23 protein-coding genes and 1 tRNA gene are annotated in these 25,726 nt (G+C 48.7%); 16 read left to right on the top strand and 8 right to left on the bottom strand.

The window, feature by feature from the left end; all coding sequences use genetic code 11:
- The first annotated feature begins 6 nt into the window (after positions 1–6).
- From Tanf_RS02865 to Tanf_RS02810, 12 genes are all read left to right on the top strand, one after another.
- Positions 7–1,584: a peptide chain release factor 3 gene (locus Tanf_RS02865; RefSeq protein WP_014224109.1), complete on the top strand. Its 1,578-nt coding sequence runs from the start codon at positions 7–9 to the stop codon at positions 1,582–1,584.
- A gap of 87 nt (positions 1,585–1,671) precedes the next feature.
- Entirely contained in the window at positions 1,672–2,448 is a 777-nt protein-coding gene (locus Tanf_RS02860) for a head GIN domain-containing protein (RefSeq protein ID WP_157755276.1), read from the top strand.
- Positions 2,449–2,494: 46 nt separating this feature from the next.
- Positions 2,495–3,793: a S41 family peptidase gene (locus Tanf_RS02855; protein ID WP_046824846.1), complete on the top strand. Its 1,299-nt coding sequence runs from the start codon at positions 2,495–2,497 to the stop codon at positions 3,791–3,793.
- Between the two features lie 262 nt (positions 3,794–4,055).
- Positions 4,056–5,579 (top strand): F0F1 ATP synthase subunit beta, encoded by a 1,524-nt coding sequence (atpD, locus tag Tanf_RS02850; protein ID WP_014224106.1) that lies wholly within the window; start codon positions 4,056–4,058, stop codon positions 5,577–5,579.
- Positions 5,580–5,583: 4 nt separating this feature from the next.
- Positions 5,584–5,829 carry a FoF1 ATP synthase subunit delta/epsilon gene (locus Tanf_RS02845; protein ID WP_046824845.1) on the top strand — a complete coding sequence of 82 codons (246 nt, stop codon included), beginning with the start codon at positions 5,584–5,586 and terminating at the stop codon, positions 5,827–5,829.
- 28 nt (positions 5,830–5,857) lie between these two features.
- Positions 5,858–6,298, top strand: a complete 441-nt coding sequence (locus Tanf_RS02840) for a hypothetical protein (protein ID WP_046824844.1) — start codon at positions 5,858–5,860, stop codon at positions 6,296–6,298.
- A 22-nt stretch (positions 6,299–6,320) separates the two neighbouring features.
- Entirely contained in the window at positions 6,321–7,370 is a 1,050-nt protein-coding gene (gene atpB / locus Tanf_RS02835; RefSeq protein ID WP_046824843.1) for a F0F1 ATP synthase subunit A, read from the top strand.
- Between the two features lie 40 nt (positions 7,371–7,410).
- Positions 7,411–7,662 (top strand): ATP synthase F0 subunit C, encoded by a 252-nt coding sequence (atpE, locus tag Tanf_RS02830; protein WP_014224102.1) that lies wholly within the window; start codon positions 7,411–7,413, stop codon positions 7,660–7,662.
- A gap of 17 nt (positions 7,663–7,679) precedes the next feature.
- A complete protein-coding gene (gene atpF, locus Tanf_RS02825) occupies positions 7,680–8,174 on the top strand; it encodes a F0F1 ATP synthase subunit B (protein ID WP_046824842.1) in 495 nt (164 codons plus the stop codon).
- A gap of 67 nt (positions 8,175–8,241) precedes the next feature.
- Positions 8,242–8,820 (top strand): F0F1 ATP synthase subunit delta, encoded by a 579-nt coding sequence (locus tag Tanf_RS02820; protein ID WP_052448985.1) that lies wholly within the window; start codon positions 8,242–8,244, stop codon positions 8,818–8,820.
- Positions 8,821–8,852: 32 nt separating this feature from the next.
- The gene (gene atpA / locus Tanf_RS02815; RefSeq protein ID WP_041591068.1) at positions 8,853–10,445 is read left to right on the top strand and encodes a F0F1 ATP synthase subunit alpha; all 1,593 of its coding nucleotides are present in this window, start codon (positions 8,853–8,855) and stop codon (positions 10,443–10,445) included.
- Between the two features lie 28 nt (positions 10,446–10,473).
- The gene (locus Tanf_RS02810; RefSeq protein WP_014224098.1) at positions 10,474–11,334 is read left to right on the top strand and encodes a F0F1 ATP synthase subunit gamma; all 861 of its coding nucleotides are present in this window, start codon (positions 10,474–10,476) and stop codon (positions 11,332–11,334) included.
- 24 nt (positions 11,335–11,358) lie between these two features.
- Here Tanf_RS02810 and Tanf_RS02805 read toward each other — a convergent pair whose 3' ends face one another.
- The 5 genes from Tanf_RS02805 to Tanf_RS02785 form a co-directional block, all read right to left on the bottom strand.
- Positions 11,359–14,529: a glycosyl hydrolase gene (locus Tanf_RS02805; protein ID WP_170218292.1), complete on the bottom strand. Its 3,171-nt coding sequence runs from the start codon at positions 14,527–14,529 to the stop codon at positions 11,359–11,361.
- 133 nt (positions 14,530–14,662) lie between these two features.
- Positions 14,663–15,406, bottom strand: a complete 744-nt coding sequence (locus tag Tanf_RS02800; RefSeq protein WP_046824841.1) for a biotin--[acetyl-CoA-carboxylase] ligase — start codon at positions 15,404–15,406, stop codon at positions 14,663–14,665.
- On the bottom strand, positions 15,396–15,752 hold the full coding sequence (locus Tanf_RS02795; RefSeq protein WP_046824840.1) for an MmcQ/YjbR family DNA-binding protein: 357 nt from the start codon (positions 15,750–15,752) through the stop codon (positions 15,396–15,398). The genes Tanf_RS02800 and Tanf_RS02795 overlap by 11 nt, the downstream gene beginning before the upstream one ends.
- Before the next feature lie 18 nt (positions 15,753–15,770).
- Positions 15,771–16,139: a YraN family protein gene (locus tag Tanf_RS02790; RefSeq protein WP_046824839.1), complete on the bottom strand. Its 369-nt coding sequence runs from the start codon at positions 16,137–16,139 to the stop codon at positions 15,771–15,773.
- 82 nt (positions 16,140–16,221) lie between these two features.
- Positions 16,222–17,085, bottom strand: coding sequence for a metal ABC transporter permease (locus tag Tanf_RS02785; RefSeq protein WP_046824866.1), 864 nt, complete (start codon positions 17,083–17,085; stop codon positions 16,222–16,224).
- Positions 17,086–17,360: 275 nt separating this feature from the next.
- Here Tanf_RS02785 and Tanf_RS02780 point away from each other — a divergent pair, with 275 nt between their 5' ends.
- From Tanf_RS02780 to Tanf_RS02770, 3 genes are all read left to right on the top strand, one after another.
- Positions 17,361–17,690, top strand: a complete 330-nt coding sequence (locus tag Tanf_RS02780; protein WP_046824838.1) for a PadR family transcriptional regulator — start codon at positions 17,361–17,363, stop codon at positions 17,688–17,690.
- Between the two features lie 12 nt (positions 17,691–17,702).
- Positions 17,703–18,839 (top strand): PspC domain-containing protein, encoded by a 1,137-nt coding sequence (locus Tanf_RS02775; RefSeq protein WP_046824837.1) that lies wholly within the window; start codon positions 17,703–17,705, stop codon positions 18,837–18,839.
- A 727-nt stretch (positions 18,840–19,566) separates the two neighbouring features.
- Positions 19,567–19,641: transfer RNA gene (locus tag Tanf_RS02770), tRNA-Val, on the top strand.
- Between the two features lie 209 nt (positions 19,642–19,850).
- Here the strand turns inward: Tanf_RS02770 and Tanf_RS02765 are convergent.
- From Tanf_RS02765 to mtaB, 3 genes are all read right to left on the bottom strand, one after another.
- Positions 19,851–20,891, bottom strand: coding sequence for a glycosyltransferase family 2 protein (locus tag Tanf_RS02765; RefSeq protein ID WP_046824836.1), 1,041 nt, complete (start codon positions 20,889–20,891; stop codon positions 19,851–19,853).
- 229 nt (positions 20,892–21,120) lie between these two features.
- Positions 21,121–22,017 (bottom strand): lysophospholipid acyltransferase family protein, encoded by an 897-nt coding sequence (locus tag Tanf_RS02760; protein WP_041590615.1) that lies wholly within the window; start codon positions 22,015–22,017, stop codon positions 21,121–21,123.
- Positions 22,018–22,022: 5 nt separating this feature from the next.
- Positions 22,023–23,336 carry a tRNA (N(6)-L-threonylcarbamoyladenosine(37)-C(2))-methylthiotransferase MtaB gene (gene mtaB, locus Tanf_RS02755; RefSeq protein WP_046824835.1) on the bottom strand — a complete coding sequence of 438 codons (1,314 nt, stop codon included), beginning with the start codon at positions 23,334–23,336 and terminating at the stop codon, positions 22,023–22,025.
- 159 nt (positions 23,337–23,495) lie between these two features.
- Here mtaB and Tanf_RS02750 point away from each other — a divergent pair, with 159 nt between their 5' ends.
- A complete protein-coding gene (locus Tanf_RS02750; RefSeq protein ID WP_046824834.1) occupies positions 23,496–25,175 on the top strand; it encodes an AMP-binding protein in 1,680 nt (559 codons plus the stop codon).
- Positions 25,176–25,726: the final 551 nt, after the last annotated feature.

The raw sequence follows: 25,726 nt of genomic DNA, 5'->3' as shown, positions 1-25,726 counted from the left end.
AAACAAATGACTTTAACAGACGAGATACATCGACGCAGAACATTCGCAATCATCAGTCACCCCGACGCGGGGAAAACGACGCTTACCGAGAAGCTCCTCCTTTTCGGAGGCGCCATTCACGTGGCCGGAGCCGTCAAATCGAACAAGATACGCCGCACGGCAACTTCCGATTGGATGGAGATCGAGAAGCAGCGCGGCATCTCGGTGGCAACTTCGGTGATGGCTTTCGATTACGAGGGATATAAGATCAATATCCTCGACACCCCCGGTCATCAGGATTTTGCGGAAGATACGTTCCGCACGTTGACGGCGGTCGACAGTGTGATCATCGTTGTCGATGCGGCCAAGGGTGTGGAAGCGCAGACCCGTAAGCTAATGGAAGTCTGTCGGATGAGAAAGACTCCCGTGATTGTTTTTGTCAATAAAATGGACCGCGAAGGGAAGTCGCCGTTCGATCTGCTCGACGAGATTGAGAGCGAACTGAAAATCAGCGTTCGCCCGTTAAGCTGGCCGATCGAGATGGGCGTGCGTTTCAAAGGCGTCTATAACCTTTACGAACAGAAACTCGATCTGTATATGCCGAGTAAGCAGACGGTGACGGAAAGTATCGAGTTTAAAGATATCGACAGCCCTGAGCTGGAAAAGCATATCGATGCTTCGCTGGCCGAGAAGTTGCGGGCTGATGTGGAACTGATCAATGGGGTCTATCCCGAATTCGACAAGGCGACGTACCTGAAAGGCGATGTGGCTCCGGTCTTTTTCGGCTCGGCCTTGAATAATTTCGGTGTGCGCGAGTTGCTGAACTGCTTTGTACGTATCGCCCCGCCGCCTTCCCCGGTGCAGGCTGTCGAGCGGATCGTTCGTCCGGACGAAGAGGCGTTCTCCGGATTTGTCTTTAAGATTCATGCCAATATGGATCCGAATCACCGCAGTTGCATCGCGTTCGTGAAGATTTGCTCGGGACGGTTCGAGCGGAACGCAAACTATAAGCACGTGCGTTTCGGGAAGATGATGCGTTTCAGCAGTCCGACGGCGTTTATGGCGCAGCGTAAAGAAGTCGTAGATGAAGCGTTTGCCGGCGATATCGTCGGGCTGCCCGATACGGGAAACTTCAAGATCGGCGATAGTCTGACCGGAGGTGAAGAGCTTCATTTCAAGGGACTTCCGAGCTTCTCACCCGAGATGTTCAAATACATCGAGAATGCCGATCCGATGAAAGCCAAGCAGCTTAACAAAGGCATCGATCAGTTGATGGACGAAGGAGTAGCCCAGCTGTTTACGAATCAGTTTAATGGTCGTAAGATTATCGGTACGGTCGGGCAGTTACAATTTGAAGTCATTCAGTACCGCCTGCTCCACGAGTATGGCGCGCAATGCCGCTGGGAACCGATCAACCTTTACAAGGCATGCTGGATAGAAAGTGACGATAAAGCGATGCTCGACAGTTTCAAGAAGCGTAAGGCGCAGTATATGGCTGTTGACCATGAAGGGAGGGATGTGTATCTGGCCGACTCGGCGTATGTGCTGACGATGGCGCAGCAAGATTTTCCGGAGATACAATTCCACTTTACATCAGAATTTTAACAGACTTGTCACAGGAATCCGCAGGGCGGGAAGTGTAACATTTCTGCGTTTTTTACGTCTTATCATTGAATTATGAAAATAAATATCATGATGAGGACAATTTTATTATCGGTCATTGCGCTTGTGGCGACAATGAGTTGTGTTGCGCAAGGGCGCATTAAAGGAGACGGGCAGACAGTCGAACGTCAACGAAGTGTAGGGCGCTACAAGGCGCTTAGCGTAGGAAGCGGACTGGATGTTGAAATTTCCGGCGATCTGACGAGTGGTATTGTCGTGGTTGCCGATGAAAACCTTCAGGAATACGTGGAAACAAAAGTGGAAGACGGTACGTTAAAGATTAAAATGAAGCAAGGGTATGGGTATCGCTTCAATGGGAAAAGCCCGAAAGTTATCGTGCCGAATACGGGACAACTCACTGCGATTTCGGCCAGTGGCGGCAGCGATGTGTATACGAAAAATACGACCTTACAGGGAGATGCACTTTCAGTAACCTGTTCGGGAGGAAGTGATTTCAAGGGGGACATCAACGTGAAGACGCTGGACGTGGCATGTAGCGGCGGCAGCGATTTCAACGCTTCGGTAGAGACTGAACGGTGTGATTTAGCGATCTCGGGCGGTAGTGACGGGGATCTGTCAGGTCATGCCAACGTTTGCAGCGTGTCCATTTCGGGCGGTAGCGATTTCAATGCCCACCGATTCGTGATAAAAGACTGTGACCTATCCGTTTCGGGTGGAAGCGATGCCGAGATCCACTGCACGGAACGGCTATCGGCCAAAGTAGGAGGCGGATCGGATGTCATGTACACAGGCGATTGTACCGTAACCATGTCGGTCGACAAATCATCGAGCTTAAAGCAGAAGTAATCCATTTATTCCTCTGTTGGCTAACATTATAGAAAGTAAATTCACAATGAAAAGAATTTTTTTATTGTTCCTCTCTGTATCAATATCAAGTGCTGTTAATTTGAAAGCGCAGGATGCTTCGAAAGACTTTACTGATGGACAAAAAGCATATGTCTTGTCAAAATTTTGCACGGAGGTGAAATATAATTATGTATTTTACAACAATTTGACATTCGATTGGGACAGTCTCTGTTTAGCGACTCTCCCCAAACTTTTGGCAACAAAATCAAAAGAAGAGTATGTACGGGAATTACAACGTTTATCGATCGAATTACAAGATGGGCACACTTACGTATATGAAGCCAATTCGGACAATAGCTTGGATTGGATAAAACCTTTTCCATTCAAAACAAAACGGATAGACGACCGAGTTTTTGTAACAAACGTGTTAAGTAGCGATTTTCAAAAACAAGGTGTTGAAATAGGAAGTGAAATCGTAAAAATTGATGGATTGGATGTGATAGAGTATGTAAATCTTTATAAACGTCCATTGGTATCATATTCAACATCACAATGGTTGGATTACTCCCCTTATGCAGGTTTTGAATTGACAAAGGAGAAAGGTTCAAGAGTATCAAAAATTTTATTTAAAAATCGAGATGGTAAAACCTTTACAATCGAAAGTCATCGAAACATAAACTGGGATATAGCCAATAATACATTTGATTACAAAATATTAAACGGCAATGTGGGGTTATTGAAAATAAATACCTTTATGGGCAATGACTTTAAAAAGGAATTTGATGTTCTGTATCAAAACATCAAAAAGACAGATGCTCTGATTATAGATTTGAGGGACAATATGGGGGGAAACTCTGGAAATGCCGACTATATTATTCGCCATTTGTCCGGCAAGCCTGTAAAGATGGGTAATTGGAGCAGTCGTATGTACATTGCTGCACATGGTTCATGGGGATATCCGCAAGAGTGGTATATGGAAACCCCGGATGATTTAATTCCTGTGAATGAAGAGAATGTATATACCAAACCGGTAATGTTATTGGTAAATGCGGTGACCTTTTCATCTGCCGAAAATTTTTGTGTGGCTTTTCGTAGTACTAGAAAAGGGAAAATCATTGGTATGCCCACAGGAGGGAGCACAGGCAATCCTATACATATAGAACTTGGCTACGGGATTAATGCTCAAATTTGTACTAAAAATGAATGGGATGCTGACGGGAACAAATTTATTGGAATCGGAATAAAACCAGATGTAGAAGTAAAGGAGAATGTGGATATGTTTATGAAAGAAAAAGATATGGTAATAGAGGAAGCCTTGAAACAGATTAGAAGAGATAAAAAATAACGCCGGCTAATATTGTGCTGGCAATAGGCGAGCTGAATGGTTTCGTATCAACGGATGTACAAAATTCAACTTTCATTCCTTGATTAAAGTTCAGTACTAAAAAAACGCCCATCGCCAATACGCAGCCTGCTTAAAGGCTCTGTTCGGAATAGAAAGCCACTGGAAATATCCAAAATGAACATTTTCGATGACTTTTTCATCAATAAATAACATTTTAATATTCATATCTTTGTGCCTAATTTATGAATGAGGATTAAAAAATATGGAGAAAAAGATAACAGGATATATTTCTCAGATCATCGGTCCGGTAATCGATATCAGTTTCGAGAAAGATGATTCCGATACCATCATTCAGCTACCGTCTATTCATGATGCCGTTTCGATCAAACGGCCCGATGGGCGGGTGCTCATAGCTGAGATACAGCAGCATATTGGCGAGAACAGTGTACGCTCGGTGGCGATGGACTCGACCGATGGTCTGCGACGGGGTATGGAGGCCGTGTCGGACTATGCACCGATCCGTGTGCCTGTCGGTGAACAGACGAAGGGACGTGTACTCAATGTTATCGGTGAGGCCATTGATGGTATGACCGCTTTGGACGAAGCCGGAGCTATGCCGATACATCGTGAGCCTCCTAAGTTCGAAGACCTTTCGACATCGCAAGAGGTCTTGTTTACCGGGATCAAGGTGATCGATTTGCTGGAGCCTTATCTGAAGGGTGGAAAAATCGGTCTGTTCGGCGGAGCCGGTGTGGGTAAGACAGTGTTGATTAAGGAGCTGATTAATAATATAGCCAAGCGGCATAACGGGTTCTCTGTTTTTGCCGGAGTAGGTGAACGTACGCGTGAAGGGAACGATCTTTTGCGTGAGATGATTGAGTCTGGTGTCATTCGTTACGGGAAAGCGTTTGAGGAAGCGATGGAACGAGGAGAATGGGACTTATCGAAGATTGATTACGAAGAGTTGAAAAAATCTCAGGCTACGCTGATCTTCGGTCAGATGAATGAGCCGCCCGGAGCACGTGCATCAGTAGCCTTATCGGGTCTGACTGTTGCTGAGTCGTTTCGTGATACGGGGGGAGGTTCGAGAGATATTTTGTTCTTTATCGACAATATCTTTCGCTTTACTCAGGCAGGCAGTGAGGTGTCGGCTTTGCTCGGGCGTATGCCTTCAGCGGTCGGGTATCAGCCTACCTTGGCTACTGAGATGGGAAATATGCAAGAGCGTATCGCTTCGACTAAAAGCGGCTCCATCACATCGGTACAAGCGGTGTATGTTCCCGCTGATGACCTAACGGACCCTGCGCCGGCAACAACATTCTCGTATCTTGATGCGACGACGGTATTAAGTCGTAAAATTACAGAATTAGGTATTTATCCGGCCGTTGACCCGCTCGAGTCTACCTCTCGCATCCTCGATCCGAATATCGTCGGAGAAGAACATTATCGTACGGCGCAACGTGTGAAACAGATTCTGCAACGCAACAAAGAGTTGCAGGATATTATTTCGATTCTCGGCATGGAAGAATTGTCGGACGAAGATCGGCTGACCGTCAATCGTGCTCGCCGCGTGCAGCGCTTTTTGTCGCAACCGTTTTCTGTGGCAGAACAGTTTACCGGGGTTCCCGGTGTGATGGTTTCAATCGAAGATAATATAAGAGGCTTCAAAATGATTCTTGACGGCGAAGTAGACGATTTGCCCGAGCAAGCCTTCCTGAATGTCGGAACGATTGAAAATGCAAAAGAAAAGGCTGCGAAAATCAAAGATCAGGTAGATAAAAAATAAGGAGATGTTGAAAATAAGGATGATTTCTCCTTCCGGAATCGTATATCAAGGAGAATGCTCACGTATTGTATTTCCAGGTGAAGTAGGGCGATTCGAAGTCTTGCCGAAGCATGCACCGATCATCTCGTCATTAGTCGAAGGAGAAATCGAATGTTATGTTGCTTCGGGTGGAGAAGCCCGTCGCATAGCTATACGAAGCGGATTTGTAGAAGTGAAAGCGGACCAGATAACGGCCTGTGTAGAGATATAAAACATGTATTGTGATCAGAATAAGAAAAATGAGTAGTGCATATTCACATAAAACGGTCAATACATTTGTGCTCGGAAGTATCTTGGTGTTTGGAATCATTGAACTGGCGGTTGTCTACCGGTTTTTTCCGAAAAGCTATACGTCGTATATGCTCCTGAATCCCTTGTATTTCTTTTTGTTAGGTCTGACGGTACTGTTGGCGGTGTCTCGTATCGAGAGCAAACGTTTGCATCCCGGACGTGCTGTTGCGCGGCTGATGTTGTTAAACACTTCGCAGTTTATTCTCTCGGCCTGCCTTTTGTTTTATTACGTTTACCGGATCCATGTACAATGTAGAGCGTTTTTACTTACCTTCGGGCTGTTTTATATTTGGTTTATGTGCGTCAAATTGTTTGTGCTGTACAATATCGATTCTCAACACAAGCATCATAAAAGAACGAGGACCCCAAAAGATGAGAAGAAAGTATAGTGGTATAAAAATCAGAGTGCTGATGGGTATGATCGGTCTCCTGACCGTCGTGCCGTCTTCTTCTGTGTATGCCCAAGACCATAAGCCTGAAATCAATGCGGTAGAGATTATCTTTGATCATGTACAAGACCGTTATTGGTGGCATATTACAACGATCAACGATCGGCACCTGTCAATTTACTTGCCGGTGATTGTTTATTCTTCGACGACGGGATGGCACGTGTTTTCATCTTCTCGTCTTACACACGATGTATCATATAAAGGCTTTTACATTGCGTCCAGAGGGGATCATGCCGGAAAGATTGTCGAACGTGATGTCGGTGGTGCGGAAGTACGCCCATTGGATATTTCTTTGACAAAAAATGCGCTGGCGTTGATCATCAATTCGATTATCATGCTGGTCATCTTTCTGTCTGTTGCGAGATGGTATAAATGCCATCCCAAGTATGCCGTTCCGGGTGGATTCGTGGGAGCTGTTGAAATGTTTGTAATGAATATCGAAGATGAGGTGATACGAAAAAGTATCGGAAAAGATTATGCGCGATATTCTCCGTATCTCCTGACGGCATTTTTCTTTATTTTTATTAACAACCTGATGGGGTTAATTCCGATTTTTCCGGGAGGAGCCAATACGACCGGAAACATTGCAATTACATTCACACTTGCTATTTGCACGATGGTTGCCGTTAATGTGTTTGGGAATAAGGCATATTGGAAAGATATCTTTTGGCCGGATGTACCGATGTGGATGAAAGTGCCGATTCCTCTGATGCCTATCATCGAGCTGTTTGGGCTGATCTCGAAACCGTTTGCTTTGATGATTCGTCTTTTCGCGAATATAATGGCAGGGCATTCTATTGTCATCGCACTTACTTGTCTTGTATTTATCACGGCTAAGATGGGGGCTGCAATGCATGCCGGTATGACAGTCTTTTCCGTTTTATTATCGGTGTTTATGAACTGTCTCGAGCTGCTTGTCGCTTATATTCAGGCGTATGTGTTTACGATGCTTTCGGCCGTGTTTATCGGGCTTTCGAGACCGGAGCATCAACGTGAAAAAGTAACGAAATGAAATAATAAAACAAAAAATAATAATTTCAAATTAAAGGATTATGACGCTGTTAAACATGATGTTGCAAGCAACAACAAACTTGGGTGCATTTGCCGCACCGTTGGGAGCCGCTATTGCTGTTATTGGAGCCGGTCTCGGTATTGGAAAAATCGGTTCAAGCGCGATGGAAGCGATCGGACGTCAGCCCGAAGCAGCCAGTGATGTACGCATGTCGATGATTATTGTCGCGGCATTAATTGAAGGTGCGGCGTTATTTGCAATCGTTGTTTGTCTGATGGCTGTGAACAGTTAACAAAAAAGATTTAGAGCATGTCATTGTTAACACCCGATTTTGGACTGTTATTCTGGATGTTGCTGTCTTTTCTGATTGTTTTCGGACTATTGACAAAGTTCGGCTTCCCCGTCATCACCCGAATGGTCAATGAACGCCGGGAATATATTCAGCAATCGCTTGCGGCAGCCGATGAGGCAAATCGCAGGTTGGCAGAGATCAGGATGGAGTCGGAGGGCATTCTGGACGAAGCCCGTGTGCGTCAAAGTGAGCTGATCCGGCAGGCTACTGCTGAGAGTGACAAGATGATACTGGATGCCAAGGAGGAAGCCGCTGCAGAGGCACAGAAGCAACTGGATGAAGCGATGCGTCAGATAGATGCTCAGAAACAGCAGGCTGTGAGCGATATTCGTGGGCAGGTTGCACGCTTATCCGTTGATATTGCAGAGAAAGTGCTTCGTCGGCAGTTGGATGATCCTGCGCGGCAGGAGATTTTCATTGCCCACTTGCTGGACGAGATAGAAAAGAATTAGATCGTAAGGAAATTCAACCTGTTCTCAGCCTCTCTCTGGCGGGGTTGTGAACGGATGATAATGAAGAATGATGAATGCAGGATTGATTTCTATACGATATGCGAAAGCATTGTATGAGTATGCTTTGGGACGAAACGAGGAGCAGGCGCTTTATCAACGCATGCAAACACTCTCGTCGATGCTCCGCGGCATTCCGAAACTGCGCGATACGCTTTCCAGCCCCGTAGTTCCCGTCAAATACAAAAAGGAAATACTGAGAGAAGCTGCCGGTTCCGGACCCGAACAGTCCTATCTTGATTTTGTCAGGTTGATCCTGAAGAATAACCGGGAGGGTATGTTGTATGATATTGTGCTAAGTTACCAGACATATTATCGCAGGAGAAAGAATATCAGCATCGTTCACCTCACATCGGCTCGGCCGATGAGTGAAGAAATGCTCACGCGTATCCGTCGGCAGGTGGAAAAACGGACTCGGGGAGATGTTGAATTTTCGGCACATACCGATCCGACAGTGGGGGGAGGTTTTATCTTTCAACTGAACGATATGCGATTAGATGCTTCCGTCAGAGGACAGCTTGCGCGACTGAGGCGGCTGTTGCTTGCTTCATCCGGTATAGGTATGCGTGAACCCGAACATGTGCGATAAAACATATTTAATCATATTTATTCATGGATAAAATGTCTGACAATATAAAATTAAGTGAGGTCTCCGAAGTGCTCAAGATGCAACTTGAGGGAATAGACATGAAACTCGAATTCGATGAGGTCGGTACGGTCTTACAAGTCAGCGATGGCGTGGCCCGTATATACGGACTGCATAATGCCGAGGCCAATGAACTGCTGGAGTTTGAAAACGGCGTGATGGGTGTGGTGATGAATCTTGAAGAAGATAATGTGGGAGCCGTTCTACTCGGTGCGACCGACAAGATTAAAGAAGGGTTTTCTGTCAAGCGTACGAAAGAAATCGCGTCGGTCGATGTGGGCGAAGGGATGCTCGGACGAGTCATCGATCCGTTGGGTACACCACTTGACGGTAAGGGCGAGATTCAGGGGGTACGTTGCCGGATGCCATTGGAGCGTAAGGCTCCGGGAGTCATCTTCCGCCAACCAGTCAGTCAGCCGTTACAAACGGGATTGAAGGCAATTGACGCGATGATCCCTATCGGTCGCGGGCAGCGCGAACTGATCATTGGCGACCGGCAGACGGGAAAGACCGCCATCGCCATCGATACCATTCTCAATCAACGTGCGAATTTTAAGGAGGGCCAGCCTGTTTATTGTATCTACGTGGCTATCGGGCAAAAAGGATCGACGGTGGCTTCAGTGGTTCAGACGTTGCGAGAAAAAGGGGCGTTGGACTATACGATTGTCGTGGCGGCCAATGCGTCGGATTCTGCGGCTATGCAATACTTCGCACCTTTTGCGGGAGCAGCGATCGGTGAATATTTCCGTGATACGGGACGGCACGTTCTTGTTGTGTACGACGATCTTTCCAAACAAGCCGTCGCTTATCGTGAAATTTCGTTGATTTTACGTCGTCCGTCGGGGCGTGAGGCTTATCCCGGAGATATCTTTTATCTGCATTCGAGACTGTTGGAACGTGCAGCTAAGATCATCAGTCAGCAGGATGTGGCGGAACAAATGAACGATTTACCGGAGAGCCTCGTAGGGAAAGTGAAGGGCGGTGGATCACTAACGGCTCTGCCGATTATTGAGACACAGGCGGGTGATGTTTCCGCATATATTCCGACGAATGTCATTTCTATTACGGACGGACAGATTTTTCTTGAAAACGATCTGTTCAATCAGGGTGTCCGTCCGGCAGTCAATGTGGGAATCTCCGTGTCGCGTGTCGGAGGAAGTGCACAGATAAAAGCAATGAAGAAAGTGGCTGGTACGCTGAAGATTGATCAGGCGCAATTTCGCGAGTTGGAATCGTTCACCAAGTTCGGAGGCGATCTGGATTCCGTAACGGCTTTTGCCATTGATAAAGGAAAGAAGAACACGGAGTTGCTTGTTCAGCCACAGTATGCTCCGATGCCAGTCGAAGAACAGATCGCGATTCTTTATTGTGGAACAAACGGTTTGCTTAAAGATATTCCTGTAGAGCAAGTGCGTGAATTCGAGCGGACCTTCTTGCAGATACTTCGAAATAATCATCAGGACGATGTGTTGAAACCGCTCCGTAATGGACAATTCGATATGGAGGTGGCGACGATTATCGAAAAAGTGGCCGGCAGTATCCGTTTGGAATCGTCGTCTAGAACGTAGATAAATATATAGGGTTGTGTATTAAACAATGGCACTGAAAGAAATAAAAGAACGCATCCGGTCAATCAGAAGTACCCGAAAGATCACTTCGGCAATGAAGATGGTTTCGTCTGCAAAGCTTCACAAGGCACAGCATGCGATCGAAAACATGCTTCCCTATTCTGCATCGTTGCATCATGTGATGAATTCATTACTGTCGGGCGAATATGCGAATTCGCTTTGTGATGATCGCGAAGTGAAGCGGGTTGCGATTGTTGCCTTTTCTTCCGATGGATCGTTGTGCGGAGCGTTCAACACCAACATTATACGCGCAACGCTGAAAACGATCGAAGAATATGATCGGTTGTCTGCTGAAGACATTCGTCTGTATACTGTCGGAAGAAAAGTTTTCGACGCGATTCGCGAGAGTGGGTACATCGTGGAAAAAAACTTCGAAGGACTTGCGGAGAAACCCGATTATACAACGATTGCAGAATTTGCAGGCTCTTTAATCCGGGAGTTCGAAGCGAAGAGACTCGATAGGGTGGAATTGATTTATTATCATTTTGAAAGTGCTGGTAAGCAGATGTTAAAGCGTGAAACAATATTGCCACTCGTGCTTTCCAAACTGCAAGAAGAGAAAACGTGGTCTGTGGCAGAGTATATTGTTGAACCTTCGCGCGAAGCCTTGCTTCGTGTATTGATTCCGAAGAGTGTCAAGTTGAAACTGTATACCGCTTTGCTTGATTCAAGTGCATCGGAACATGCCGTGCGTATGATTTCCATGCAGGCGGCTACAGAGAATGCTGATAATCTAATCAGCACTCTTACCGTCGAATACAACAAGTCTCGTCAGCAAGCTATTACGAATGAACTGCTCGATATCATTGGCGGAGCTTTCGGATGGTAGATCATTGGCGTGGAAAGCCGGACCTTATGGCTTTTTAACGGGTCGAAAGGTCAATCCGACCGGGCCGAGCAGTCCGGAAGGAAGCAACGGAGCGTCTTTCGTGAACTTGCGGACGTTCGTGCGGGTAAACCGTTCCTCTTCGGGCAACTGAAGATCGCCGATCAGGCGATTGGGCCAAAGGTTGACAACCTTCACCTCGAGGGTATTCACACCGCTTTTAACAAATTCGCTCACGTCTTTCTCGAAAGGAGCATTCCACCAGATGCCGGCAGAGCGACCGTTGATCGTCACCTCGGCGACGTGGTACACCTCGCCGAACGTAAGGATCACCCGGTTTCTTCTTCGCTGTTGCGGCGTCAGTGTAAAACGATTCTCATACACGGCGGCGCCGGAGTAGTAACGGATGCCTTTGTCAGGATGATGCGGCCATGAGACCAGTCGTTCGAACGTCGTCTTTTCAGGACCTCCCCAAGCCGGATCGAAGGATACGTTCCACGGAGTACGGATCACCATCGTCTCCGTTTCGTAGTTGTAGAGCGTGATTTTTCGTCCCGTATGCTTCTTCAACTCGTACTTTTTGCCCGACAGGAAATAGAACGAACCGTCCGGCAGGGTGACGACCGGAGCGCTGGAGAACGTATGTGCCGGCAGACGGGGAAAGAGTGAGACGCCATTGCGTGAAAGTTCGGTAAAATGAGTGCCCGTTACCGGTTTGCGAAACACGACGAACCGTGAGCCGTACGGTTCGAGAAATACGGGCAGGGTGATGCGGCTGTCTTCCTCGACGGTAAAGATGCGTTGCGTCGTATGAGACCCATCGACAGGATCCCATACTTCGGGCTGCATTTTCTTCACCCGGAAGGTGAGGGTTACCCATTCGGGCTGCTCTCTACGGTTGACCACGTAGTAAATCTCCGCGTCTTGCCGCGTGCGATGGATGTAATCAATGTACGTTCCGTAACGCCGGCTTTTGTATTCCATATCCGGAGCGACGCCTGCCTCCTGCAAAATGGTTCGCAAGGGTTTGCCCCAGACCACCCGTCCTTTTCCGAAACGATGTTCGCTAGTGAACCTCTTGCCCCATACCGAATCTGCATCCTCCTGTATCTGCTTTACGACAGCCGGATAGTTACGCAAACCGACGGATGTTCGCGGCTTCGGCCCGACGACAGTCGCACCGGCTCTTACCAGCTCCTTGATCTTCGTGAGCACTTCGGCTTTGATCCCTTTGCGGTCGGGTAGCATAAGTACCTGATAACTCACCCCGTCGGGTAAGACAATCCGTCCGTTTCGCACGCTCATGCGGTTCAGGATGGCTTCGGTGTTGGTGATATCGTAGTCGTAGCCTTCGCCCAGTCCGGGGATGAGGTGTTTGAGATAAGCCTGATTCGGGGTGTTGTCGCCATAATAAATGCAGACATCGCTGACGGGTTTGCCTTGCGCGAGCATCATCGAGTTACGGGCAGTCCATGTCAGAAAAGCTTTCGATTGCTTCCACCACGTCACGTTCGTATTGAAGCAGGTGCCGGCGAAGTAGGCGTTGCCGGGCTTTCCCGCCGACGCGGGTGAGTGCGTAAAACAATGAAGCATGACGCGGTTCATGCCTTCGCAGTAAGCACGGTCGAGCGTCGGTTTCATGTAACGGAAATCTTCTTCCCACATCGGGCCGATGCTCATCGGGCCTTGGGCCGCAACGAACCGACGGTTGTAGATATGGGCGGCCGAAGCGGCCTGCTTGATAAAAAAACGCTCTTCGGGCCGGATGCGATGAGTCGTCGCGCGAAGCCAGAATTCTCCCATCGGGACATCGTTTTGACCGAGGTTTTGCAGGGCGTCGATCGGTGCCGGATGAGGTCCTCCGCTTTCGGGATGGATGCTCAGACGATATTGACGCGCCAGCGCCTTGAAACGTCCGTAGTGATTCTTGCAGATCAGATCGCTGATGGTACGCCGGAAGTCGTACAGAAAACGATTGGACACGTCGCGGTTTTCGACAATCAGTCCGGTGATGACGGGCAAGTATTTGGTGATGTCGTAGCCGTTGGTTTTCTTGAATTCCCGGGGTAGCGACTCCGTCCAGTTTGCGGCGTCCGGTTCCCAACAGTTGTCCTGAAGGTATTTCCAACTTTCGCAATGTTTGCCCTGCATGTCTTTGAGCAAAACCGTCGCGCTATGGTCGAAGTGGACGTCCATCGCTTCGGCGCTCATAAAATCCATGGTTAACCCTTCTGTGCCGGACGACGAAACCTGAAGCCCCGTTCCGGTATAAACAAAGCGGAAGATACGAAAACGTCCTTCGGGCGCCTCCCACGAGAGATTGCCTTCCGCATCCGTCTTATGGCTGATGTCGTAAATATCGCTCAGGCGCGTGTTGAAATCGTCATCGTAAGACTCTTCTTCTTTTATAAAGGCCTCCCAGTGATAGCCCAGCCCGCTGATTTCGGGAATATCGTGAATGGTGTGCAGGGCCTTGATCTTAAAACGTTCGAGTGGAGCGGTGTACATGTTATCCTCGTCGAGGCGGACGGCCAGTACCGCCACCGGTACATAGTAGAGTTCGTCCGAGCCGGGGCGTGTGAGCAGACCTTCCGGAAGATTCAGTTTCGTCTGGATGCGTCTGCCTCCGTCTACATCGATCTGACTCCAGACTAATTTTTTTGACGACAGCTCCGGGGTGATCCACGGTCCTCCGTTATGCCATCGGCTGCCGAGGTTCAGGCTGATTTCCATATCAAGGCTGTCTGCCACCTCGCAGGCGTACCGGAACAGGTCACGCCATGCCTGACTCATAAAGCCGGGTCCCGGCTTGGTACGTTCTACCTGACCATACGATGATGAATCGGTGTCGTAGATGACCGCACCGCGGATACCGACTTTCTTCATCTCCGTCAAGTCATTCCGGATACCTTCTTTCGAGATGTTTCCTTCGAGCCATCTCCAGCAGATGCGCGGCTGTGCATAGGCGGGCGGATTAAGAAAATCGCTTTCGAGGTCGTCGCTGTCGTTGAATCGGGTGACGTCGTTCGTGCGCTTTTCGCCGCCGAGCCTTACCTGCGCCGGTTCCGTCGGCGCGGGAGCGGCCGCCTCCTTTTGTTTGCAGGTGATACAGCAAAAACACAGGGCTACCCCGATGATCAGACCGATCACCCGGGAGAAGAAGAGCTCCCGGAGGAGCGATCTCCTGTAACAAGCCATGCTTTTCATGCTGTCTCTGCTTTTCATGCGAGCAAAATTAGCGAAAAAGCCGGAGATTCTGTGGAGAGTACGTCTCGAAATTTTGCATGGAAAGAACGCTGCTATAATATGACAGAAGGTAATTCGGTTGTTCTCAGATGAAGCTCACCTCTTTGAAGGCATAGCGGGAGAATGATCCGTCACGTCGTTCGAGCACGTAGTGTCCGTCCGGCTCGATATCGACGATCCGTGCTTCGAAGGCTCCGCAAGCATCCCGGTAGCGATGAAAGCCGTCGCGCCGATAGAGCGAACGGAGATATTCGGCATGAAGGGCTGCGGCATCTCCCGTTTCGAGCAGTCGGCGCAACCTCCGGAATTCCGTATGCCATGCTTCGAGTATCGCCATTCGATCGTAGGTCTTCCCGGTGATTTGCGAGAGTGAAACAGGGTTGGGGGCATCGCTGTGAAAAATCTGTTGGTTGATGTTGAGGCCGATGCCGAGAATGGAATGAGCGATAAACTTACCGAAAAAAAGGTTCTCGATCAGGATACCGCAGATTTTTTGCTCTTTCCGGTACACATCGTTCGGCCATTTGACGGTTATGTCCCGAACATAACGCTCGAGTGTACGTTTTACGCTCAGCGCGGCGATCTGTGCGATCCGGAACGATTCGTTCGCCGGCAGCGATGCCGGATGATAGAGCAAGCTGAACGTAAGATTTTGTCCGGCTTCCGACTCCCACGTGTTGCCGGTCTGTCCGCGGCCGGCCGTCTGGAAATCCGTGACCACGATCGTCTCATCGGCCGGTATATGTCCCGTTTGCAATTGTTCCTGCAAATACCGGTTCGTCGAGTGCGTTTCCCGCAGACGGATGATGGCAGGTGTTTCAGAGACCATACGTTTCGCGGATTCGTTTAGGCAGTTTTCGGAGCACCTCCTCGTAGGAGTGACGTATCCAGCGGCGGATTTCGTCGTCGGGCATATCCCGTTCCAGATAGATGCCGTTCCAATATCTCTTATGAAGAAGATGATAGGCCGGTTCGACGGCCGCATAATGTGCCCGCAGCTCTTCGGCCTGTTCCGGGTCGCACTTGACGGCGATATGCGGCTCCGCCGCATCCAGCGCTATCAGCAGATACATCTTGTGTTCGACCTTGAAAACCAGCGTCACCTCATCGAACGGGAGCGACTCCGTCGTATGCTTCAGGGTCAGGCAATAGTCGCGTACTTCTTCTATATTCATTGCGTTTCGGAAAATGGGTTAGCGTTTCAGGGGAGCGTAGAACGCGTCTTCGATATGTTCTACCTCGTAGCGATGGCCGTTTTTGATCAGACAGACGATGTCGAAGCGGACAGGCAGATTAATATTGAATTGCCGCACGTAGGCGTCGGATGCTGCGACGATCCGACGGATTTTTTTCATGTCGACGGCTTCTTCGGGCGAGAGCAGGTAGCCTTTCGAACGGGTCTTGACCTCGACCACGACCAGCTCCGTCTGTGTACGGGCGATAAGATCGAGTTCGTATCGATGAAATCGCCAGTTGGTATGCAGAACCGTCAGGCCATGCCGCTCCAGATAGGAGCGTGCGATGTGTTCGCCCGTCTTTCCCGTTTCGTTTTTCTCGGCCATGCTTCTTTTTCTCGCTTTTTCAGGACAAATGTACGGGATAATTTTCAATTCCGGCAAGTTGAGCTTTTGGCATTTCCGGGTCTTAGCGCGAACGATCGGCAGGCGTTGGAGTAGAAGCCGGACATGTCGCGGACGCGGAGGATATTTTACGTACAATGAGGTGAAAAAGTTTCGCCGCTAAAAAACACGCAATCAGTACGACGATGATAAATGCGCCGGAAGGTATCTGGAGGATGTAGGAGAGATACAGTCCGGTGACGCACGAAGCAAAGCCTAAGCCGATGCTTCCGAAGATGATTTTGCGAAAGTCGGAGGTGAAGAGATTGACCGTCATCTGCGGGACGGTGAGCAAGCTCATCAGTAGCATAATGCCTACGAGCCGGATGGACAGTACGATGGTCACGGAAATAAAAAGTGTCATCACGTATTCGATGGCTTTGACCGGAAGCCCCTGCGTCCGGGCAAAGTCACGATCGAAGGCCGAATACAGGACTGCCCGGTAGTATAAGGTAAAGAACAGGCTCAGGGCCGCTGCGAATCCGCCGGTCCAGTAAATATCGGTACGCGAGATGGTCAGGATATTACCGAACAGATAGGAGGAGAGGTTAGGGGCGTAACCGGGAGTCAGCACGATAAAGATCGCGCCGATAGCCATGCCTAACGACCAGATGGCGGCGATGGCCGAATCTTCGCGCACCCGCCGTGAACGACTCATCCATTCGACACCGAAAGCCGACAGCACGGCAAATCCGAGTGCCGTCAGAAACGGGTTAACCCCCAAGTAAAAGCCTAACCCCAGTCCGCCGAATGAGGCGTGCGTGATGCCTCCGCTGATAAATACCAGCCGGCGCGAAACGACGTATGTCCCCACGATACCGCAGGCAATGGCCGTAAATAAACCGCCCCAGAGGGCATTCTGAAAAAACGTATAACGCAAGATTTCCATCAGACAGTCCTTTCTTTTTCTTTTTTTTCGACGGTTTCGGACATACGCTTTGTAAGATGCTTTGTCCGTTGTTATTCCGGTTCTCCGAAATAGCGGACGAAGATAAATAAAAGAATTGAAACGGCACACGGCCATGGGCTGTAAATTCGAGCGATATAAATGTAAAAAAAGAGGGATATGACAATTTACGTCGTGTTAAATAAACTTAAATATAAGTATTATGTATTGCATAGGTTATTTGCAATGCATACTTTTGTGCCAAAACATAGAACAGTATGAATGCAGAAAATGTAAAATCGCAGATGAGGAAGGGGGTCCTGGAATATTGTATCCTCCTGCTCTTAAAAAAAGAACCGTCGTACACTTCCGATCTGATTCAGAAGTTGAAAGAAGCACGGTTGATTGTTGTGGAAGGAACATTGTATCCATTGCTTACGCGTTTGAAAAACAGCGGACTGTTAAGTTATCAATGGATCGAGTCGACGCAGGGGCCGCCCCGGAAATATTACCGGTTGACGGAAGCGGGAGAAGCGTTTCTGAAGGAGCTGGAGCTTTCGTGGCAAGAGCTGAACGATACGATTAATCATATTAGAAATAACGAATAAAATAATAAGACAATGAAAAAAACATTAACCGTAAATTTAAACGGAATCGTCTTTCATATCGACGAGGATGCATATCAATTATTGGATAGCTATCTGACCAATCTGCGCATTCATTTCAGCCGTGAAGAAGGCTCGGACGAGATTATGAGTGATTTCGAAGCGCGTATTTCCGAATTGCTCAACGAGCGGATACGCCTTGGCTTTAACGTAATCACGATTGAACACGTAGAAGAGGTGATTCAGCGCATGGGTAAGCCCGAAGAATTGTTTGCCGGAGAAGAAAAAAATGCCGGAAGCGAATTTTCTGCTACTACGGAACCGACGGCCGGCGCTTCCGACAGGAAGTTCCGCAAGCGACTGATGCGAGACCCTGACGATAAGATGCTCGGAGGAGTAGCCAGCGGACTCGCCGCTTATTTCGGAATCGATACGACGTTGCTGCGACTGGTCATGATCTTGCTCCTGATTGTGTCGATGACGGTTCCCATCACAATCATATACATCGTACTGTGGCTCGTGCTGCCGCTTGCGCGAACGGCTACCGACCGGCTCATGATGCGTGGCGAACCGGTCAATCTCGAAAATATTGGGCGGACGGTGACGGACGGGTTTGAGAAAGTATCGGACGATATGCGGGCTTATATCCGTACAAACGCGACGCGCACACCGTTGCAGAAGATCGCCGATTTTATCGTCTCGTTCTTTGCCGCCGTGCTCAAAGTAGGAGCCGTGCTGTTGGGTATCCTGCTGATACCCGTGTGTATCTTTGTGTTGTTTATTCTGCTGATCGTTGTCTTCGCGCTGATTGTCGGAGGGTGGAGCGCCGTATTCAGCTACTTGCCGTGGATCGATTCGGATATGTACTTCGTATCCGAGATGCCCAACTATATGGCCGTATGGGGAAGCATCTCCGGAATCTTACTGCTCGGAATTCCTTTGATGGCGTTGTTGTACCGGCTTTTCAGACGATCGTTGAACTTAGGACCGATGGCCGGGGCCGTGAAATGGATTCTGCTTCTCGCCTGGCTGGCCTCGTTGGTAGGCGTTTGTGCGGTCGGAGTTTGGGCCGTGAAAGAACACAGCGGATTCTATTTCGAGACAATCAGTCAGACGCTCCCGGCCCTTTCGTCATGGGTCGGACAAGCATGATGGCAGAAGAAGTCGCTTGTAAAATAACTTAAATCTCGCAAAAGACGTAAGATCATAGACCGCATACGGCAACCCAACCGTTGCCGAAAAAAAGAGAAGAAAAGTGATGCTAATCTCTTCCCCCCTTTGAAGGGGGGGGCTGGGGGGATGTTCCTCTGCGTTCGGATACCGTGTACCACGCATAACCATTAACAACTAATTTGTCATTCAGAGCGGAGCGATGAATCTCTTTTCCTTTTCCCTCGCGAGATTCCTCACTGTGTTCGGAATGAAAAACACAGTTATTTGTGTTGATTCGCGACATTTGCGAAATTTGCATTCGGATAACCCGGCATAACCATTAACCATTAATTTATCATTCAGAGCGAAGCGATGAATCTCTTTTCCGTTACTTTTGGCTTGACCCAAAAGTAACCCAAAGGTCAAGGCTTCGTGCGCTTCACACGCCTTCGCGACGCTTGCAGGTCGGAAAATCAGGTAACTCGCTTCGCTTCGGACAGCCTGATTTTCTTTCGCCCCGCTCGCTGCTCCGTCGGCTCACCGCCCGAGGCCCAAGGACGAACGCCGAGGGCATTCCTAATCCGTCATTCTTTGCTACCTTAACTACTCTGACTACTTTTTTCTCCTATCCGAAAAGTTTTTTTTCAAAAAGTTTGTGGGGAATAAAAAATCATCTATCTTTGCAGCGTCTTTCAGAGGAAGACAAAACTTTTTTCACGGTTTATTCGGGCGCTTAGCTCAGCTGGTTCAGAGCATCTGCCTTACAAGCAGAGGGTCGGGGGTTCGAATCCCTCAGCGCCCACGAAGAAAAAATACAAGCATAAGTGTTTTCATGGGATTACCTATAAAAGTAAATTACGCCTGCCGATCGATGATGATTCGCGGGCTTTTTTGTGCCCGAATCATACGCATCATACTCGGTCTCGGTGCTGTCTTTGTCGTTTAATAAAAGTAGTCCCGAAGTTCCTGTCACTTTTTTATCGTTTGATATAAGAGGATGCTTGAAGAAAGTTAGAACTTGGAAGAGGGGGGCTGCATCAGGTCGGAAAATTTTTTCGTTCCTCTCAGATAAAAATTTAGCAGAAGCGACTGTTTCATCATTTCAGGGACGGGGTAGGCATGTGTTTTTTCCAGATTCTCTTTTCGGATGGCTGCGTATTCATGTTTCCACTGTCCGAATACGTTTCGCGCACGGACGATGGCCCATGCATTCTTCGGGTGACCGGTAAGGACGAACCTGATGGCTGCCAGATAGTCGAGCATGAATCGCCAACGCATGACCCGCCGCAGGTCTTGATCGGGGAGGTTCTTATAAATCATCAGCAGGTTGTTGCGGAAGTTCAGGAACGTTTTGTGCGGACTCTCTACATGCAGCGTACCTCCACCTACGTGATAAACAACCGACCGGGGGGTGCATAACAGCCGGTATCCGCGTGAGCGCAATCGCCAGCACAGGTCGATTTCTTCCTGATGAGCAAAAAAACGGCTGTCTAACCCGCCTTCTTTCTTGTAGACGTCCGTACGGACGAAGAGACAGGCACCGCTGGCCCAAAACACATCGGCTGTCGTGTCATACTGTCCTTGGTCTTCTTCTACGACCCCCAATACGCGTCCGCGGCAGAACGGATACCCGTAGCGGTCTATCCATCCGCCGGAGGCTCCGGCGTATTCGAAGAATGATCGGTTGCGTTCCGAGAGAATTTTGGGTTGCACACCGGCGATCCGGGTGTCTCTATCCATCGCATCGAGCGGTGCGTCCAACCAGTGAGGTGTAACTTCCACATCGCTGTTGAGCAGTACCGTATAGTCTGAATCTACCTGCTCGATCGCACGGTTATACCCTTCGGCAAAGCCGTAGTTCCGGTCTAAGACAATCACCCGCACAGACGGAAACCGCTCTTGGAGCATCTTTACCGAACCGTCTGTGGAACAGTTGTCTGCAACGATAATTTCGGCCGTTTCGCACGGCGTATGTTTCAGTAGCGACGGCAAGAACTTCTCCATCAGTTTTTTTCCGTTCCAGTTTAATATAATGACTGCTACTTTCATTATTCAGTATTCAGTTTTCAGCATTCAGTTTTCAGTGTCCTGTCCTGAGAAAAGTTGACAGTTGTTTTTTTGTCTAACGTTCAACTCAACAACTCAACAACTCAACAACTCAACAACTCAACAACTCAACAACTCAACAATTCAACAACTCAACAATTCAACAACTCAACAACTCAACGCCCGAAGGGTTTTATTTCTCACTCTTCACTTTTCACTCTTCGTTTTTCACTTTTCACTCTCCGTTTTTCACTCTCTTATATTTCCATCGCTTGTGTGTCCAGAGCCAGTTCGCCGGATCACGCAGGATGGTCTGCTCCATGCGGCGCGTATAGTCTTCGGTGATCCGATTTTCCGGCATTTCTCTCGGCCGGTCGGTGATCAACTGAAAATCGACCGTGTAATGCCCGCGCTTCTCCTGCCTGACGTCGGCATAGATCACCGGAGCATTCAGTTTGACGGCCAGACGCTCCGGACCCGTCAGCATGGCTGACTCCTGATTCAGAAACGTCGTCCAGTAATGCAGATTGGCACGACTGGGGGTCTGATCGGCAATAAAGACGAAGAGGCTCGGCTGTTTCTCGCGGGTGAGGCGGACTATTTCGCGTATCACGTCTTTCTTCCTGAGGCCGATAGCCCCGAAGCGTGTGCGCAGAAAAATGAACAGTTTATCGAATGCCTTGTTATTGAGCGGACGATATATTTGATAGACCTTCAGGCCGCCGTCGAAGCACGACGGGAATCCGGTGAACCATTCCCAGTTGCCGTAATGCCCCATCATAAGGATCAGGCTCGTATGACCTTGTGCCCGAAGCGGCCGGACCGATTCGGGATTGAGCAGGTGCGATCGACGGAGCAGTTCCTCATGCGAGATACCTGCGAGCTTGATCGTCTCGACGATGTAGTCGGCGAAATGCCGGTAAAACCGTCGTTCCAACTCCTGCCGCTCCCGTTCCGTTTTGTTGGGGAAGGCATGACGCAGGTTGCGCCGCACGACCTTCAGCCGATACCGTACGACACGGTAAATGAAAAATGACAGCACATCGGAAAACACATATAACACAGCCATCGGGAGCCGTGCGCAGGCTTTTACCCAGACGTAAAGCAATGCATATAGCAGTCGGTTACCCATGATGTTCAATCGATGAGGGTTGCCGTTAATGCCGTGCCGTCCGGGTTTTGTCTCTCCAACCTGACGGGAGTGATACGATTGACCCGCTTTGCGTCGTAGGGTGCTTCCGTTTTGATGTAGTTTGCCGTAAAGCCGTACATGCGGTTGCCTTTACGCGTATGTTCGAAGAGTACGTCGGCCGTCGTTCCGATATGTGCCTCGTAGAATTCGCTGAGCTTGCGGTCGGATAAATCGAGCAGCTGTTTGCTGCGCGCATGTTTCACCTCGGGCGACACGACCGGCGTGATTTTCAGCGCCTGCGTTCCGGCACGCTCCGAGTAGCTGAATACGTGCAGTTGCGAAACAGGTAATGACTCCAGAAATTCCCGACACGCTTGGAAATAAGCATCAGTCTCACCCCGCGTCCCTACGATCACGTCTACCCCGATAAAGGCATGCGGCATCAATGACCTGATACGTTCCACCCGCTGGCGGAACAGCGCCGTGTCGTAACGACGGCGCATCAACTTCAGCACTTCGTCGCTCCCGCTTTGCAGCGGGAGATGAAAATGAGGCATAAAACGTTTGCTGGCAGCGGCGAACTCAATGATCTCGTCCGTAATCAGGTTCGGCTCAATAGACGAAATGCGGTAACGTGCAATACCCTCCACCTTGTCGAGTGCGCGAACCAACTCGGAAAAAGTTTCGTTCGTGCTCTTCCCGAAATCGCCGATATTTACTCCGGTCAGTACGATCTCTTTCCCGCCTTCGCATGCTACCTGTTCGGCCTGCGCGACAAGGTCGGCGATCTTGCCATTCCGGCTGCGTCCGCGCGCAAACGGAATCGTGCAAAAAGAGCAGAAATAGTCGCATCCGTCCTGTACTTTCAGAAAATGACGCGTGCGGTCACCGGACGAACATGAGGGCGTAAACGCGCGGATGTTCTTCGTCTCTGACGTGACCACCTTCTTCTTTTCCGTCCATTCGTTTAGATGGCGGACTACGTTGCCCTTCTGTTCGGCTCCCAAAACCATATCCACATGGCCTATCTGCGATACTTCTTCGGGCTTCAATTGTGCATAACATCCGGTAACTACCACAAAGGCATCGGGGTGCTGTTTGTGTACCTGCCGAATCAACCGGCGGCATTTCTTATCGGCCAGCTCCGTCACCGAGCAGGTATTGATGATGCATATATCGGCCTGCTCCCCGTTACGGACCTTCCGAATCCCGTATGCAGCCAGCTCCTTCCCGATCGTCGATGTTTCCGCAAAATTGAGCTTGCAACCTAACGTATAGTAGGCCGCTTTCTTGTTCTCAAAAACCGCTTCGTCAATCATCTCCCCTTATTACTCTGTCTGTATGAAACCGCAAAGGTAGAAGAATTTCCAAGAACGGCAAAAGCGCCCGAACGCTCTTTTCAGATGCTTCGCTCCACATGGGTTTCTGCATAATTTTGTTTACCTTTGCAGACATGGATAAAAATAAATGGGAACGTGATGATTAAGGAGAATTTTATTAAACTGTACGAAACAAGCTTTCGCGAGAATTGGGACTTGCCGTCGGTATCCGACTATGGGACCGATCAGGTGTTTTTCTTTTGCGATGTGGCCGAAGAGGTCGCCCGCTTGCATATCGTGCTGGAACAGTGTGGAGTAAAAAAAGGAGATAAAGTGGCACTTGTCGGAAAGGATTGTGCTCGCTGGTGCATTGCTTATATGGCCACAATTACTTACGGCGCCGTCATTGTCCCAATTTTGCAGGACTTCAATCCGAACGATATTCATCATATTATCAATCATTCCGAGTCTGTCGTCCTGTTTGTCTCCGACCGCATCTGGGACACGCTCGAAGAGGAAAAAATTCCGGATGTGCAAGTCGCTTTTTCATTGACCGATTTCCACTGTATCTTGCGTCGTGAAGGCATGTCCTCACGATTGCGACATGAAGATGTGGATGTGTTGATGGCCCAAAAATACCCTGGAGGCTTTACGAAAGAAGATATTCGATATCTCGAGGTGGGTAACGAGCAGCCGATCGAAATTAATTATACGTCCGGAACGACGGGTTTCAGTAAAGGAGTCGTGCTGACGGGAAATAATCTGGCGGGGAATGTGACGTACGCCCAAACGCTCGATCTGATGTTTCGGGGAGATGATGAACTTTGTTTTCTTCCTTTGGCTCACGCGTATAGCTGTGCGTTCAACCTGCTCACCCCCATGGCTGTCGGCGCGCACGTGCATATACTTGGCAAATTGCCTTCGCCGAAAGTGCTTCTCAAGGCTTTTCAAGACGTAAGGCCGAATCTGATTATTACCGTTCCGCTCATTCTCGAGAAGATATATAAAAACGTCATCTTGCCTCAGCTCAGCAAACGTTCCATGAAGATGGCGCTAAGTATTCCGTTGCTTGCGAACCGGATTTATTCGCAGATCAATAAGCGGCTGACTGATACGCTCGGAGGACAATTCTGTGAAGTCATTGTCGGAGGGGCGGCGATGAGTCAGGAAGTAACCGATTTCCTTTGCAAAATCAAATTTCCGGTAACCGTCGGTTACGGAATGACGGAGTGTGGCCCGCTGATCAGCTATTCGAATCATCGGGTCTTCGAACCAACTTCGTGCGGGCATATCCTGAAGGACATTATGGATGTGCGTATCGATTCCCCCGATCCGTATCATGAAGTTGGAGAGATACAGGTACGCGGCGAAAATGTCATGTTAGGTTACTTTAAAAACGATGAGGCGACCGCCAATACTTTTACCGAAGATGGCTGGTTGCGCACCGGTGATATGGGAACGATTGATGCGGAAAAGCGTATTTTTATCAGAGGACGAAGTAAGACGATGATATTAAGCTCAAATGGACAGAATATCTATCCCGAAGAGTTGGAGTCGAAGCTAAATAATATGCCTTTCGTGATGGAGAGTCTGGTACTTGAGCAGGACGGCAAAATTGTAGCACTCGTCTATCCTGATTACGATTCGGTCGACACTACGGTGGTGCAACACAGCGATCTTCCGACTATCATGGAGCAAAATCGGATCGAAGTCAATAAGCTTTTGGCTCCTTATGAACGTATCTCCCGAATCGAACTTTTTCCGACGGAATTTGAGAAAACACCGAAAAAAAGCATCAAGCGTTTTCTCTACCAAACTTTATCAGGCTCCCAATCATAATAACGGTATGTATTCCTATTTATTAATGGTGAATTGTCAATGGTTAATTGTCATGCCGGGTACATGATTCGGCGTGTAACACGCATAACCATTACCCGAAAGGGCTGCAAGCCCGATATAATCGTTAGCGGTCAGTATTCAGTAATCAGCCAACAAATCAACATGTCAACAAATCAACAACTCACCGCCTCTGCGAGGTTTATAAGGGCTGAAGGCCTGAATTAAATTCATTCTTATTGGTTCTATTGCGGAATCTGGGTTGAAAGGCAGATCGAATATTACGATAAAGTTCGCTCTTATAAGTCGGGTAAGAGAGAATATCTGCTTTGTTATCTAATGTGCGCGATACATTATTTTATATCCAGAGGAATGTATCGCTGTAAAGTTTTTGCGTGCTTATAAACAGTTGCTTCTTAACAATTTACGCTTTTTCTTCAAAAAAAGGTCATAAAATATTTGTAGGGAAAGAAGATATTCCGTACTTTTGCACCCGCTTTCGAGAGGAGAGCCTGCTGCAAGAAGATAGAGGAAAGATTTTTCTGGGGGGGTGT

Source organism: Tannerella forsythia (genome assembly GCF_001006485.1).
Lineage (GTDB): Bacteria > Bacteroidota > Bacteroidia > Bacteroidales > Tannerellaceae > Tannerella > Tannerella forsythia.
Note: the sequence above shows the minus strand (reverse complement) of the source record. Positions and strands in the feature narration are given on the sequence as shown.

Excerpts from the sequence above, each read along its gene's own strand:
- Tanf_RS02865 (WP_014224109.1), top strand. The coding sequence starts at position 7 with ATGACTTTAACAGACGAGATACATCGACGCAGAACATTCGCAATCATC.
- Tanf_RS02860 (WP_157755276.1), top strand. The coding sequence starts at position 1,672 with ATGATGAGGACAATTTTATTATCGGTCATTGCGCTTGTGGCGACAATG.
- Tanf_RS02855 (WP_046824846.1), top strand. The coding sequence starts at position 2,495 with ATGAAAAGAATTTTTTTATTGTTCCTCTCTGTATCAATATCAAGTGCT.
- atpD (WP_014224106.1), top strand. The coding sequence starts at position 4,056 with ATGGAGAAAAAGATAACAGGATATATTTCTCAGATCATCGGTCCGGTA.
- Tanf_RS02845 (WP_046824845.1), top strand. The coding sequence starts at position 5,584 with ATGTTGAAAATAAGGATGATTTCTCCTTCCGGAATCGTATATCAAGGA.
- Tanf_RS02840 (WP_046824844.1), top strand. The coding sequence starts at position 5,858 with ATGAGTAGTGCATATTCACATAAAACGGTCAATACATTTGTGCTCGGA.
- atpB (WP_046824843.1), top strand. The coding sequence starts at position 6,321 with ATGGGTATGATCGGTCTCCTGACCGTCGTGCCGTCTTCTTCTGTGTAT.
- atpE (WP_014224102.1), top strand. The coding sequence starts at position 7,411 with ATGACGCTGTTAAACATGATGTTGCAAGCAACAACAAACTTGGGTGCA.
- atpF (WP_046824842.1), top strand. The coding sequence starts at position 7,680 with ATGTCATTGTTAACACCCGATTTTGGACTGTTATTCTGGATGTTGCTG.
- Tanf_RS02820 (WP_052448985.1), top strand. The coding sequence starts at position 8,242 with ATGATGAATGCAGGATTGATTTCTATACGATATGCGAAAGCATTGTAT.
- atpA (WP_041591068.1), top strand. The coding sequence starts at position 8,853 with ATGTCTGACAATATAAAATTAAGTGAGGTCTCCGAAGTGCTCAAGATG.
- Tanf_RS02810 (WP_014224098.1), top strand. The coding sequence starts at position 10,474 with ATGGCACTGAAAGAAATAAAAGAACGCATCCGGTCAATCAGAAGTACC.
- Tanf_RS02805 (WP_170218292.1), bottom strand. The coding sequence starts at position 14,529 with ATGGCTTGTTACAGGAGATCGCTCCTCCGGGAGCTCTTCTTCTCCCGG.
- Tanf_RS02800 (WP_046824841.1), bottom strand. The coding sequence starts at position 15,406 with ATGGTCTCTGAAACACCTGCCATCATCCGTCTGCGGGAAACGCACTCG.
- Tanf_RS02795 (WP_046824840.1), bottom strand. The coding sequence starts at position 15,752 with ATGAATATAGAAGAAGTACGCGACTATTGCCTGACCCTGAAGCATACG.
- Tanf_RS02790 (WP_046824839.1), bottom strand. The coding sequence starts at position 16,139 with ATGGCCGAGAAAAACGAAACGGGAAAGACGGGCGAACACATCGCACGC.
- Tanf_RS02785 (WP_046824866.1), bottom strand. The coding sequence starts at position 17,085 with ATGGAAATCTTGCGTTATACGTTTTTTCAGAATGCCCTCTGGGGCGGT.
- Tanf_RS02780 (WP_046824838.1), top strand. The coding sequence starts at position 17,361 with ATGAATGCAGAAAATGTAAAATCGCAGATGAGGAAGGGGGTCCTGGAA.
- Tanf_RS02775 (WP_046824837.1), top strand. The coding sequence starts at position 17,703 with ATGAAAAAAACATTAACCGTAAATTTAAACGGAATCGTCTTTCATATC.
- Tanf_RS02760 (WP_041590615.1), bottom strand. The coding sequence starts at position 22,017 with ATGGGTAACCGACTGCTATATGCATTGCTTTACGTCTGGGTAAAAGCC.
- mtaB (WP_046824835.1), bottom strand. The coding sequence starts at position 23,336 with ATGATTGACGAAGCGGTTTTTGAGAACAAGAAAGCGGCCTACTATACG.
- Tanf_RS02750 (WP_046824834.1), top strand. The coding sequence starts at position 23,496 with ATGATTAAGGAGAATTTTATTAAACTGTACGAAACAAGCTTTCGCGAG.